The following is a 13,635-nucleotide window of genomic DNA, read 5'->3' as shown; positions in this document are numbered from 1 at the left end:
CTCGCGGGGCGGGCGGAGACGTCGGGGCTTCGATCCGCGCGGGCGGCGCGGCGGCGGTGGCGCCGGGCACATTCGCCGCCTTCGCAGGGGGAGATTCCGGCGCCTGCCGGGGCGCGGGTGTCGCCCCGCGAACCGTGTCGCGCAGGAAGTCGCCGGTGCTGGCGGCCTTCGCCGCCGGTGCCGTCGCGGTGGTCCCGGCGGCCTGGCCCGCGCCGTTGCCGCGCGGGGCGGGCGCCTGCGAGACGGCGGGAGCCTGGCGGCGTTCGCCCTCCGGCACCGTGATCCGGAAGGTGTAGGGGACCGTCGTACCGTTACTGAAGGTCACGTCGACGGACAGCGTGTCGAGACCGGAAAAATCGGGCCGTGCGGTATAGAAGATCGACATCGAATCCTTCTTCACGTCCTCGCAGCCATCCACCTTCCGGATCGTGGCGCCCCGCTCGTCGATGTTGTTGCCGAGGACTCTCAGCTCCCGCCGTGTTTCGGCCCGTCCGCCGCGCGGTGGGGAGACGAGGCTGACCGAAGCTGCCTTGGAGCGGCACCCCTGTTGGGGAAAGTAATGGGTGAAGCCCTGGAGGAAGATCCGCTGGCCCGGGCGGGCGGTCTTGTTCTCGGTCTCCGCCTGCGCCGGCAGCACGAGGCCATGCCCGAGGAGGCCGGCCAAGCCGGCGAGCGCCAAGGATCGCAGGGCCAAGGATCGCAAGGCCAAGTTCGGGAGACGGTGTTTCATGGGGCTTCTCCTCGGCTTCGGGACGGGCGTGTCGTGGCGGGCGCTCAGCCGGGGCTGGACCGCTCCAGGACCGGCTTGCCGCCATCCGTGCGGAAGCGGACGGTGTAGGTGCTGTTGGACGTCTGGGCGCTGCAGGTGATCACCACGGGGCCGGCCATGGGGTTGGGCAACTCGTAGAGACCCTTGGCCTTTCCGACATCAGGGGCTCGGCTGCCTTCTCGATGTCGCCCTTCTTGACGAGATTGAGAGCCGGGCGATCCACGGTTCCCACCGTTTCGCCGCCGGCCGCCACCACGCCGCCGACGAGGGCCGGAGACAAACCCGGCTTCGCACCGGCCGCGACAGGCGCTGCCGACTTCTCGCGGGACGCGGCAGTGTTTGCCTGCGCTTGGCGCTCAGCATCCAAAATCATTAATCTCTCTGCAAACTATTACCACAAATTCTGTACCTATATCAATATATTTTACCATAACATCTGAGGGTAGATAATTCTTATTATGAAAAGAAACGGATTTTTTCCTGCCGCTAGGCATGAGCAAACTTCTAGTCAGGCCTCGGAAATCGATCTAGTAGTGCATATGAGCTATGCCGCGCCCGGCCCGTGATGGGCATGCCGGCCATCCAACGCTTGGCACGGAACGATGGAAGGTGCTCCCAGTGACATGAGCGTACGCGAGATGACGGATCGAGGAGCCGAGACCGTCATCGTCGCTGACGACCATCCGCTGTTCCGCGAAGGGATGAGGCACGTCGCCGAACGCCTCTTTCCGGAAGCGCTCGTTCAGGAGGCCGCCACGATGGAGCAGGTTCTGGCGCTCGCCCGCGCCGGGCGGCCGCCGAAGACCTTCATCCTCGACCTGCTGTTTCCCGGCCTCGATCCTCGCTGTTCGATCCGCAGCTTGCGTGAGGAGTTCGAAAAGGCGTCGATCGTCGTCGTCTCGATGATCGACGACGAGGAGCTGATCCGTACCGTGATGGCCGAAGGGGCGGACGGGTTCATCGGCAAGGCGCTGCCCGCCAGCGAGATCGCGCTGGCGATCACGGCGATCGACGAGGGTGAGTTCGTGATCCGGCGAGCCGCGACCTCGGAGATCGCCGTGACGCACAGCCCCCTTCCGTCCCTGACGCAGCGTCAGCGGGACGTTCTGCGCCTCGTCGCGAAGGGACGCACGAACAAGGAGATCGCCAGGGAACTGGACATCTCTCCCTTCACCGTCCGCATCCACGTCTCGGCCCTGTTGCGCGCCCTCAACGTTCCGTCTCGTTCGGCCGCTGCCGCGAAGGCGGCCCATGCCGGGATCTGGAGATGACCGGCTCCGGCCGGGCCGGAACCGGATCGTACACGTGCCCTATGTAGGCTTGGCCGGGATTGTGGCAAAGCCCGATGCCATGATGCGATCCGGTCAAATCGCTGGGCGTTCAGCGCGTCGAAGCATGGCGGCTGCCGTGGCCCTGGTGGGATCCGCCGCCGTGACATACGCCCTCGAGCCCCCTCGCTGGCAGCTGAAGGGCGTCGAAACGCTGACTTCACGGATCGGGACGGGAAACGGGAACGGGGATGCACAGGAGGTCGACGAAGCCCGCGGGTCGGTGGTCAGGACGATCAGCCGGAAGGCCTGCTGATGGGACTTCGCCTCAAGTCATACGGGACGGCAGGGTCGAACGGCTTCTCCATCCTTCTCCTTCGGTTCCGGGAGGTCCCCCTGCATTGGGCGTTCGTCGGCGAGGTTCCTGCCGGTTCCGAAGAGATGGCCAGCTGCCCGCCTGAGGACGAGGGGGCCTGCCGGTTCGGTGCGAGCAAGGGCCTCCTCGACATCCCGCCGGAGGATTCTGCGGGGCTCCTGTCCTGGCCGCCGATCCGCGTCGCGCTCACGGGCACGGTGAGGGGACAGGATGGAAAGGTGCGCGCCGCCACGGACGCGGATGACCGCGTCTACCGGATCGACGAGGCCGTGGGCGCATACCGCTAAGATGGGCAGGAGGCCGCGGACATCGAAATGCGCCAAACGCCCGTGTCCCGTCTCCTCGAGGAGATTCCAATGCCGAATGGCGAGCCCCCGGCCGCTCATCGCTCTCGAACGACCTTCCGCATGAGCGGATCCCAGACGGGCGCCCCGACGAGGCCGGTCCACCGGTGAGCGCCATGAATCGCGAGCGGGACGAGGATTCCGGTAACGAGAAGGCGCAGGCGTTCATCCGGATCGTCGTGATGGGATGCGTCGACCTGTACGTTCTGACCCGGGTCCTCGCCGGGATCGCCGGCCCCGACCTGAAGATCATCGCCGTTCTCCTGACGGTCCACTGGCTTCTCGCGGTCGCGATGTATCTTTGGATCTCGCGACATCCGGGCAGCAGTCCAAGACGGCGCGGCCTCGCCTTCGCCCTCGACATCGGTGGGATCACCTACACGATGGCCTACGGTGGCGCGCCGTTCCTCCCGCTTTACGTCATCGTCCTGCGCATGATCGTCGGGAACGGGTTGCGGTTCGGTCTGACGGCTCTGAAGATCTCGACGGTCGCCGGGCTCGTCTCGATCGCGGTGACGACCTCCGTCAACGCGTACTGGCGCGACAACCCCTTCCTCGTTCTCACGTTTGTCCTCACCACCATCTTGGTGCCGACCTACATCTATGATCTGCTGAAACGCCTGCGCGGCGCCTACGAACGCGAGCAGGAGGCGAGCCTGTCCAAGTCGCGCTTCCTGGCTCAGGCGAGCCACGATTTGCGTCAGCCGATCCACGCCATCAGTCTGTTCACCGCCTGTCTGCGCAGCGCGAAGCTTGGCGCCGGGGAACTGCAGATGGTCGACAACATCGAGCGGTCTCTGCAAAGCGTATCCCGGCTGTTCAAATCGCTCCTGGACATCTCGACGCTCGACAGCGGCAAGGTGCAGCCTCGCCTCGAACCGGTCGAGATCAACGAGATCATTGACGAGGTTCTGCGCCAGAATTCGCAGGCCGCTCAGATCAACGGGATCGAACTGCGCAGCGTGCCCTGCAACGTCGTCGTCGGGACCGATCGGGCGCTGTTCACGACGATGCTTCAGAACATCGTCAACAACGCGATCAAGTATGCGCCGGGCGGCGCGGTTCTCGTCGCCTGCCGGCGGCGCCGGAATGGCCGGCTCGCCGTCCAGGTCTACGATCGCGGGCCCGGCATCCCCGTCGAACATCAGGCCAAGGTCTTCGAAGAATTCTATCAGGTTCGCCGACGGGGCGATTCTGACATCGAGGGCGTCGGCCTGGGGTTGCCGATCGTCCAGCGCCTCGGCCGACTCCTGGGCGTGGAGGTCGAGCTCCGCTCGATACCGGGGCGCGGAACCTGCGTGACCTTCGACAATCTCCCGATCATCCCCGAGCCGGTTGCCGCGAAGGCTTGGCACGCGCTCGATCCGCCTGCGACGCTGCGCGGCTTGCGGGTGCTGCTGGTGGAAGATGACGAGGCCGTCTTGATCGCGACGGCGAGCCTCCTGCGTAGATGGGGGTGCCAGGTGCGAGCCGAACTCGCGATCCCGGGCGCCGTCGCCGATCTGGATCTCCTGATCACCGATTTCGATCTCGGACATGGCGTGACGGGAACGGACTGCATCGCGGCGATCCGGACTCTCTCAGGCCGCGACGTACCGGCCCTGGTGATGACCGGCCACGACCAGGCGTGCGTACGCGAGGATCTGGGGGCGCCGGACATTCCGATCCTGTCGAAGCCGGTGCGGCCCGCCGAATTACGGTCGGTCATCGTTTCGCAACGGATCAGGATGCGTGCGTGAAGGGGCCGGCTGTTCCAGCCAAATGTGAGAAGGAATAGGATATGATCGATAGAGGGTATCTGATCGCCGCGGCGTTTGCCTTCGGCTTCGTTCTTTCCGCTCCGGCGTGGGCTCAGAATGCGCCGAAAGGCTATTACGAAGCCATGGCCGAGGCGGGCGGTCAGCTCGATGCCTTCGGAGTGGCATGTGGCAAAATCGATCGGATCACAGCAACGACACATCGCTCCAAACTGCAGCAGGATTTCGCCACCAAGGGGCTGTCGGCGGTGGAATTTGCCCGGATCTATGACAAGGCGTTCGACGCGATGACCGTAGAGACACAATCGAATCCCGCTTCACTGAAGGCGAGTTGCGACAAGATTTCTAAGATCGTCACCCCCCCGAAGTGATCGCGGTTCGTCTGATGTCATGGCGTCCGGCGGTCGTGCGCTTCCAACGGTGCGGCCGTGCCTATCGGATCTGATCCATGTCGATTGCCGGAGGTCGGCAGGAACGCTCCCAGATCGGAGACCATCGTCGGCAAGAGCAGTGCCACGGCAGGTTCCTTGAGGTCGCGTACAAAATTCTGCGCCGTGCACGTGGTCGCAATCGCCCTGCTCAGCCCGGTTTCGTCGCCGGCCTCAGAAGTGGATCGGCATTGAAGCGTGACCCCGCCTCGACGTGTGATTCAATGTATAGATCAATGCTTTAACCTATTTCGCGAGAAGCGAGATCTTTCAGTGCTTATTCTCGCCGGGCGTCCTCGTTGGACAGCCTGCGCCGGTGGGCCACTTCTCAAACCCGCAGGTTCGTCTTCGACGGAACCCGCCCCTGGCGCAGGTCGATGCGGGATCGTTGGGCCGCTTCCCGGGCCGCAGCGACTGGAAGGTCCATGCCCTCCGAGGCGGACCGTCCGGGTCTCCGTCTTGAGGTACCAGGCCCCCCTTGCTTGCCCACGCGCAGCACCAGGCCGCGCTCCTGCTCGTCGGCCCGCTCGTGAGCGCGCCCCTCCAACCGGCCTGACGCCACAAGTTTCCGTGCGGCCTCGACGTGGCGTGCGGTGAGTTTGGCGCGCTCGCGTGTCCGGGCGTTCGGGGGCGGCATGCGGGCTCCGGGGTCTGATACCAGTCACGCCAAAGCACCCGCGGCAAGGCTCTATACCTACCTAGTTCAGGGATTTTCCCAGCTCACACAGGGGTTTGGCGAACGGTGGAGAGGATCAGGGAAGGGGGTCGAAGAGGCGCGTCTCAGCTTCCCAAGCTGAATGTCGTCGGTTCGATCCCGATCGCCCGCTCCAGTCCGACGATGTGAAGCCTCGGGCTTTTCTCCGGTACGCTCGACTTTTCGTTCTCCTCTCGGGCCAGCGACCGATCCGTGATCGGCCCCGACTCGGGTCTGTTCCCGAGGATCGAAGGCGACTACACCCGGCTTCCGGCACCGTCACGCACGTGTGGCGGACTAACCCCGACGTCGCGGATTTGGGGGCGGGGCCTTCGACAGGAATCATCGCATGCGGTCCAGCCGAAGATTGTCCGAACGCTGGTTGACGCTCGGGCTCTGGCTCATCGCCTTCCTCTTTGCCTGGTTCCTCATCGGCCTCGGCTCCCTCGTCGTCGGCGACCTGCCGCAGGTGGAGCACCGCCAGACCCTCGAACAATTCCTCGACGGGCCGACGGACGAGGCGGCGGCCGAGTCCCTGAAGCGGATCCGGCGGGAGCAGGACGACAACCGACGCCGGACCGAGCAGGAGCAACTCGCCCTCGATGCCGCGCGCTCGGCCTCGGAGGCGGCCCGCGAGACCTTCGCCAATTGGCTGAGGACCCGCGACGCGACGCAGCGCGTCGATCAGGATCCCGACCTGATCGCGCGCACGCAGGCGCTCGATGCCTTGAAGGGGGCCGAGCGGACCATCGAGGAGCGGCTGGAAGCGTTGGCCAAGGCCCGGCTCGATCTCTCCGAGGAGGAGGAGCCGCTCACGCGGGCGGAGAGCGAACGGCGTAGGGCGGCCGAGGTCAAGCTCGGCGCTGCGGAGCGGGAGCAGGAGTTGCGCGTCTTCGGATACCGCCTCGCCCTGACGCTGCCGCTTCTGGCGCTGGCCGGTTGGCTGCTGCTCAAGCGACGGCGGAGCCGCAACTGGCCCTTCGTCTGGGGCTTCGCCTTCGCGGCGACCTTCGCGTTCTTCGTGGAGCTCGTCCCCTATCTGCCGAGCTATGGCGGCTACGTTCAATACGGTGTCGGCGTCCTCGTGACCCTCATCGCCGGCCGCGCCGCGATCGGCGCCCTGCAATCCTACAACGAGCGGCAGAAACTCGCGGAAACGCGCCCGACAGAGGAGCGCCGGGGCGAGATCGCCACGGACCAGGCGCTGGAGCGGCTTGCCAAGAAATCCTGCCCGGGCTGCGAGCGGCCCATCGCTCTCGACGATCCGAGCCTGAATTTCTGCCCGCATTGCGGCCTCGGCGCCTTCGAGCGCTGCCCCGCCTGCGACCACCGCAAGAGCACCTTCGAGCGTTTCTGCCGGGCCTGCGGAACACCCTCGGCCCCCGTGGCGCATCCGGTCGCCACGTGACGACAGAGGGCCACCCGTGGTTCTCCCTGCCTCGGAAAAGGCCGGGGCGCACCGGCGAAAAAATCCCGCTCGGTTCGAAACCCCTCAACGATTGCAACCCACTAACCGTCGAGCTTAAAGGATTTTTTAACGCTGATCGGTATGTTTGATCTCGGCCCGACAGTCTGGAACGCTCTCTCGGCGTGATGTCGAGAACCATCAGCGTGAGATGAGATGAAGAAGTCCGGCTTGAGCCTGATGTCGCTGAAGTCGCTCTATGCCCTGGTGGCGGGAGGCTCCGCGCTCGTCGGCATCGCCGTCGTCGTGGGTAGCATGACGATCTTCGGCCCGGGCCGGACCGACGCGCGCAAGCCCCTCGATGCCGCGCAGACCTCCCAGCGCTTCGCCGCCGCGGTCGATCGCGGGGTCTATGACGTCGTCCAGGATCTCAAGACCCTCGCGATCTCCCTGAAGCAGGCGTCCCCGCGCCTCGATGCGGATGAACTGCAGCCGGTGATGAGCGCATGGCTCAGGTTGCGCCCCGATTATGCCGAACTCAACCTCGTGGGCTCGAATGGCCGCGTGAAGGTCGCCGGCAACGATCTCGGATTCGGCCGGGACGTGTCCGGCCGGTCCTGGTTCCTGCGAGCCAGGACCTCCCAGGCCATCGTCGCCGTCCCGTCCCCGGGGGGCAGCGGCCAGACCGTCTTCGACATCGCGCTCCCGGTTTCGGCGACGGTGTCCGGAGGCGACGATGTTCTCGTCGCGCGCCTCAACGAGGCGTGGCTCGGCGATATCGGGGACAAGGTGCTCAGGCCGTCTCGCGGCGCGGACGGTGCCATGAGCCTGTTCGTCCTCGGCGCCGACGCGCGGCCCGGTTCGGGCCTCATGGCGCAACAGACGGCCGGTGCACGGGAGATGGTGGAACAGGCGACGCCGAGCGCTGGATTTCGCGACCTCGGCCCATCGGGCTGGCTCGCCGTGGCGCGGGTGCCGAATGCCGGGCTGCCGCGGAGCCTCGAGGCGGCCCTGCCCGACAACGGCAGCCTGGCGCTGTGGCTGGCGGCGTGCGTTCTCACGGCCTGCGCCGGCTGGGTCGTCGGCGATCGCATCGTGCGGCGGCTGAAGCTGATCGGGGAAAGTGAGCAGGGCGTCTCGTCGCCCTCGCGCATCGCCGAACTGGTGGAACACGAGGAGCGTCTCGTCGCGCGGGAGCGCAGCGGCGTCCGCGCCCTGCAGGAGACGCGCTCGGCCCTCTCGCGCATCCGGGAGCGCTTCCGCACCTTCGAGGCCATGTCGGGCTGGACCTACTGGGAGATCGACATCGATGCCGGCAGCGTCACCTGGTCCGATCCCGCCACGCGTTCGGCCCATGCGGTCCCGGACCGCGCCGTCGCCCTCACCGACCTGAAGAGCGGCATTGCCCCGGACGACCGCGACCTCATGGATTTCACGATGCAGGCGGCGCTGGATCAGCCCGGCCCGCACGACGTCGTTCTGCGCACCACCGGGAACCTGGCGGAGAATGGCCAGCGTCGCCTCTTCGTTCGCTTCATCCGCGCCGAGGGCGACACGCAGACGGCCAAGCCCACGATCCTGCATGCGCTGAGCCGCGAATTCGTCGGCGAGGCCGTGAAGGACGTGGATCGCGTCGGCGGTTCACCGGCGGAGGGCAGCGCGTCCCCGATCGATCGCCGTCGCCGGGAGAGCGACGCTCCCGCGGAATCCCGCACCGGTACCGTCCTGCGCAAGGTGGTGGACGGGGTGATCCACGACTTCAACAACGTCCTCACCATCGTCATCGCCAATCTCGCGACCCTTCAACGGCGTCATGACCTTCCCTCGGATCAGGGGCGCCTGATCGATGCCGCCCTGTCGGGCGCGCAACGCGGATCGAGCCTGACCCGGCGGCTCGTCAACTTCGTGCGCCGTGACGATACCGGCCTTCAGGAGACCGATGTCGGTGTGACGCTGGCCGCCTTCGGCCCGTTCCTCGGCGCCAACGTGCTGCACCAGACCACGGTCGAGACCCGCGTCCGCCCGGGGCTGGCCAAGGTGCTGTGCAGCGAGAAGGTCCTGGAGGCCGTCCTCCTCAATCTCGCCTTCCATGTCCGCGACATCGGGTCGGAAGGGTTCGCCATCGGCGCCGACGAGAAGGTGTTGACGGATGACGAGGGCATCGCCCTCGCCTCCGGCCGCTACGTGCGGATCGTCCTGGCCAGCGGAACGCCGGGCCGCCATGCCGCCGAGATGCCCTCGAGCGACAGCGAGGCGACCAAGGCGGTGTCGGCCCTCCTCACCCAGGTCGGCGGCGGCTTCCGGCTCCTCTCGGATGGGAGCGGCGGCACGGGCTTCCTCGCGGAGCTCTGGCTCCGGGCCGGAGAGGCGTCCTCGGAAACCGAGGCGTCCGAGGCCGGTGCGCGGATGCCCGCCCTTCGGGTCCTCCTCGTCGACAGCGACAGCCTCGTGCGCCAGAGCTTCGCCGATGCCCTCGTCGATCTCGGTCACGTCGTCGTCCAGGCCGGCTCGGCCGAGCACGCCCTGGCGCTCATCGACGAGGCGAAGGATTACGACGTGATGATCGCCGACTGGGCCATGCCCGTGGTGAGCGGCCTCCAGCTCGCGGTGACCATGACCAACCGTCATCCCCAGATCCGCGTCATTCTCGCGAGCCCGGGGGGCCAGTTGCCGGCGAGCGCCCGCGCCTTCCTGCATATCGAGAAGCCGTTCCGCTATCCCGCACTCGCTGCCGTCATGCGCGAGGCTGCCCGGAAGGCCCCCTCGGCCGCCGCCTGAGACGGGCCGGCGCCCGCATCGTCCCGTGAGCGCCGGTCGGAGACATCGGCCGGCGTCGACCCGAGGGACGCTTGCCGAGGAAGAGATGGGCCGATGGTCGCCCCCGTCCGGAGCGCGTCGTGCGGATCGCCCGCGTCGAACAACCGGTCCCCCGCCTGCCACCATGTCGACCGGCCGTTCCTGATGACGCGCGCCTTTCGGGGCTGCCGTGAGGCGACGGCGCCCGGTTCGGGGATCGGCCGCCCTGCAACGGATATGTCCGAGTCCGATTGCGGCACGAAATGAAGTCAAGCCGCGCAAGATTTCGGTAAGGTTTCAAGAGGCCGTAAATTCTCGGATGCTGTTAGGTTCCAGTTAACGTTGACGCAACATAAAGGAACCAGCGTCGATGGTAACGGTACCCGCTGAGGGATGCATCCGGGCGCGTCGGGACAACAGGGTCGTGCCGCCATGAACCGCTTTGCAGGTCTTACCGCTGTCCTCATCCCCGCCTTCCTCGGTGGGATGCAGGCACAGGCGGCGGATTGGTACACGGGTGCCGAGCCGGTCGCCCGCGACGATGCCTGGACGACGGCCGTGGATGCCTCGGCGGCGGTGACCTCGAACAGTTCGGCCTTCGGCTCGGTCACCGGCACCTTCGCGACGGAAGGCACCCTGCTTCAGAGCGGCCCGCGCGTCCGGGTCGAGGCCGTGGCCGGAACCTACAGCTATCCCGGTCAGGGGGTGGGACAGCGGGTCGACGGCTACCAGCAGGAAGCCGCTCTCAGCGCCGGCTACGAGTGGATCTGGCGCGATGCCGCCCTGGCCGGCTTCGTCGGCTTCAACGTGCGGAGCAACCAGCTTTCGATCCTCGATCCGGGCAACCCGGTGGTCGGAACCGGCGTCGGTGCCAAGCTCGCCGCGAATTTCTATGCCAGACCCTCGGAAAACACGATGGTCTCGGCCTACGGCTCCTACTCGACGCAGTTCAGCGCCTATTACACGCGCTTCCGCGCCGGATACATGGTCGCGGACGGGGTGTATATCGGCCCCGAGGTGATGTTCCTGGGCGACAATTTCTTCACCCAGTATCGCATCGGCGCCCATGTCACCGGCTTCTCCATCGGCCCGATCAAGATGGCCGTGGGCGTCGGCTACGTGAAGGACCGGATCCAGGGCGCCGGCTATTATTCCAGCGTGGAGGCCCGGGCTGCGTTCTGACGTCGCACAGGCGGTGTTCCGTTTTGGTGCACCGCACTCTCGTGCATGGCCGCGGCGTCGCAGCTGGCCGGTCCTGTCCAAAACGACACATTAAAAACGCGATTTCTCTATTTCGAGCCTGGCAAGATAATCGCAACCGGTTGGCCGCACTCTGTGCGCGCGGCCCGCCGGGCTCTGTCGTGTTTCGGGATTTGCGAAGTTAAGCATCCTTCCTCACGACAGCTTCATCCAGCCGCGCGATACTTGCCTACGTCGACCCATTGCCCGCCCCCAGAGGGATACTCGTTTTGAGATCTGCATTGCGCTGGACCGTGTGGCTGGTGTCCACGGTCGCCGTACTCGCTCTGCTGAGTCAGCCGATCAGCACGCAGGATCAGCTCGCCATGAGCCTGTGCGCCATGGCGGCGATGATCGTGCTGTGGATCTTCTTCGACAACCCGCCGGCGCGGTTCGTCTTCCTGGCCCTCGGGAGCCTGGTGGTCCTGCGCTACATGTTCTGGCGCGTCACGAACACGCTGCCGTCCCCGTCCGATCCGGTGAGTTTCGGGTTCGGCCTCGTCCTGCTGCTGGGCGAACTCTACTGCGTCTTCATCCTCTTCATCAGCCTCATCATCAACGCCGATCCGCTGCGCCGCAGCACACCGCCCATGGGCGCGCCCGAGGACCTGCCCACCGTCGACATCTTCGTGCCGAGCTACAACGAGGATGCGGGGATCCTCTCGACCACCCTGTCGGCGGCCAAGCTCATCGACTACCCGGCCGACAAGCTCCACGTCTGGCTGCTCGACGACGGCGGCACCGACCAGAAATGCGCCGATCCCGACCCGGCCAAGGCGCAGGAGGCGATCCAGCGGCGGAGCGAGCTTCAGGCCCTGTGCATGGCGCTCGGCGTCACCTACCTGACCCGCTCGCGCAACCAGCACGCCAAGGCGGGCAACCTCAACAACGGCCTCAAGCATTCCCAAGGCGAGATCATCGTCGTCCTCGATGCGGACCACGTTCCGTTCCGCTCCTTCCTCCGGGAGACGATCGGGCATTTCGCCGCCGATCCGCGCCTGTTCCTCGTCCAGACCCCGCACGCCTTCCTCAATCCGGACCCGATCGAGCGGAACCTGCGCACCTTCGACCGCATGCCGTCCGAGAACGAGATGTTCTACTCGGTGACGCAGCGCGGCCTCGACAAGTGGAACGGGTCGTTCTTCTGCGGCTCGGCCGCCCTCCTGCGCCGGCGCGCCCTGGACGAGGCCGGCGGATTCTCCGGCGTGACGATCACCGAGGATTGCGAGACCGCCTTCGAGCTGCATTCCCGCGGCTGGAACAGCATCTACGTGGACACGCCCCTCATCGCCGGCCTGCAGCCCGACACGCTGGTGGCCTTCATCGGCCAGCGCTCGCGCTGGTGCCAGGGCATGTTCCAGATCCTGATGCTCAAGAACCCGCTGTTCAAGCGTGGGCTCCACCCGATCCAGAAGCTCGCCTACCTGTCGAGCATGACGTTCTGGTTCTTCCCGGTGCCGCGCATGATCTTCATGTTCGCGCCCATGCTGCACATCTTCTTCGACCTGAAGATCTTCGTGGCCAGCGTCGATGAGTCGATCGCCTACACTGCGACCTACATCGTCATCAACCTGATGATGCAGAACTATGTCTACGGAAAGTTCCGCTGGCCGTTCGTCTCGGAGCTCTACGAATACGTCCAGGGCCTCTATCTCTTCCGCGCGATCATTTCGGTGATCGTGTCGCCGCGCAAGCCGACCTTCAACGTCACGGCCAAGGGCGCCGCCCTCGACCAGGACCATCTCTCGCCCATGGCCTGGCCCTATTTCGCGGTCTACTTCATCCTGCTCATCGGCTGCGGCACGGCCCTCTACCGCTACCTGTTCGAGCCCGGCGTCACCAACCTGATGCTGGTCGTGGGCCTGTGGAACTTCTTCAACCTCCTCACCGCCGGCGTGGCCCTCGGCGTGGCGGCCGAGCGCCGGACCACCGAGGCGAGCCCTTCGCTGGCGATCGACCGGCAAGGACGCCTCGTCTTCGGGGGCCGCGCCCTCGATGTGGCCATCGAGCGCGCCTCGGCGCTCGGCTGCACCATCCGTTTCGGAGCCGAGGGCCTGCCGCCGGGGGCCGGGAGCACCCACCGCATGGGCCAGCTCTCCGTGGTTCCCATCGACGGCGCGCCCGTGCAGGTCCCGCTTCCGGTGGAGATCGGCGAGATCACGCAATCGGGCGATGAGGTGGTGGTCACCCTGCAGTTCCAGCCCCTCGATCCCAAGGGTTACGGGGCGCTGGCGAGCCTGATGTACGGCGATGCCGGCGCTCTCCTGCGCTTCCAGCAGAGCCGCCGCAGGCACAAGAACATCCTTTCCGGCACGCTGCAGCTGATCTGGTGGGGCCTGGTCGAGCCGTTCCGCGCGGCGAGCTATGCCTTCAAGGCCGGGCATGCCTCGACGGAGGAGGCCGCATCCAAGGCCGCGAAGGCACCCGCCGTCCTGCCGAAACCGGAGGCGAAGGCCCCCCTCCTGGCCCAGCGCCCGGCGCCCTTCACCGCTCCCGGAGACACGCCTCCCACCCCCCCGCCCGGCCCGTCCGACAATCCCCTCGTCGTCCGCCAGGGAT

Annotated in this window: 10 protein-coding genes; 8 read left to right on the top strand and 2 right to left on the bottom strand. The window is 66.4% G+C overall.

What is annotated here, in order from left to right; genetic code table 11:
• Both MBTS_RS21150 and MBTS_RS24075 read right to left on the bottom strand, forming a co-directional pair.
• A partial coding sequence (locus MBTS_RS21150; protein WP_244973609.1) for a cadherin-like domain-containing protein occupies positions 1 to 730 on the bottom strand: 730 nt, incomplete at its 3' end.
• A gap of 44 nt (positions 731 to 774) precedes the next feature.
• Complete coding sequence (locus tag MBTS_RS24075) at positions 775 to 900, bottom strand: hypothetical protein (protein ID WP_280529953.1); 126 nt, start codon at positions 898 to 900, stop codon at positions 775 to 777.
• Between the two features lie 492 nt (positions 901 to 1,392).
• Between MBTS_RS24075 and MBTS_RS21145 the strand changes: the two genes are divergently transcribed.
• The 8 genes from MBTS_RS21145 to bcsA all read left to right on the top strand — a co-directional run.
• Positions 1,393 to 2,040: a LuxR C-terminal-related transcriptional regulator gene (locus MBTS_RS21145; protein ID WP_192216407.1), complete on the top strand. Its 648-nt coding sequence runs from the start codon at positions 1,393 to 1,395 to the stop codon at positions 2,038 to 2,040.
• Positions 2,041 to 2,352: 312 nt separating this feature from the next.
• Complete coding sequence (locus MBTS_RS21140) at positions 2,353 to 2,700, top strand: hypothetical protein (protein WP_192216406.1); 348 nt, start codon at positions 2,353 to 2,355, stop codon at positions 2,698 to 2,700.
• Positions 2,701 to 3,209: 509 nt separating this feature from the next.
• The gene (locus MBTS_RS21135) at positions 3,210 to 4,496 is read left to right on the top strand and encodes a hybrid sensor histidine kinase/response regulator (RefSeq protein WP_244973608.1); all 1,287 of its coding nucleotides are present in this window, start codon (positions 3,210 to 3,212) and stop codon (positions 4,494 to 4,496) included.
• Positions 4,497 to 4,537: 41 nt separating this feature from the next.
• A complete protein-coding gene (locus MBTS_RS21130; protein WP_056147842.1) occupies positions 4,538 to 4,885 on the top strand; it encodes a hypothetical protein in 348 nt (115 codons plus the stop codon).
• Positions 4,886 to 5,985: 1,100 nt separating this feature from the next.
• Positions 5,986 to 7,044, top strand: coding sequence for a zinc ribbon domain-containing protein (locus MBTS_RS21125; RefSeq protein WP_147833077.1), 1,059 nt, complete (start codon positions 5,986 to 5,988; stop codon positions 7,042 to 7,044).
• Positions 7,045 to 7,257: 213 nt separating this feature from the next.
• A complete protein-coding gene (locus tag MBTS_RS21120) occupies positions 7,258 to 9,819 on the top strand; it encodes a response regulator (RefSeq protein WP_192216405.1) in 2,562 nt (853 codons plus the stop codon).
• Between the two features lie 450 nt (positions 9,820 to 10,269).
• Positions 10,270 to 11,019 (top strand): cellulose biosynthesis protein BcsS, encoded by a 750-nt coding sequence (gene bcsS / locus MBTS_RS21115; protein WP_018041773.1) that lies wholly within the window; start codon positions 10,270 to 10,272, stop codon positions 11,017 to 11,019.
• A gap of 317 nt (positions 11,020 to 11,336) precedes the next feature.
• Positions 11,337 to 13,635 (top strand): UDP-forming cellulose synthase catalytic subunit (bcsA, locus tag MBTS_RS21110; protein WP_244973610.1); only part of this gene is annotated, 2,299 nt, incomplete at its 3' end.

This window comes from Methylobacterium bullatum (assembly GCF_014845095.1).
GTDB classification, from domain to species: Bacteria; Pseudomonadota; Alphaproteobacteria; order Rhizobiales; family Beijerinckiaceae; genus Methylobacterium; species Methylobacterium bullatum.
This window is presented reverse-complemented; position numbering and strand designations above follow the sequence as displayed.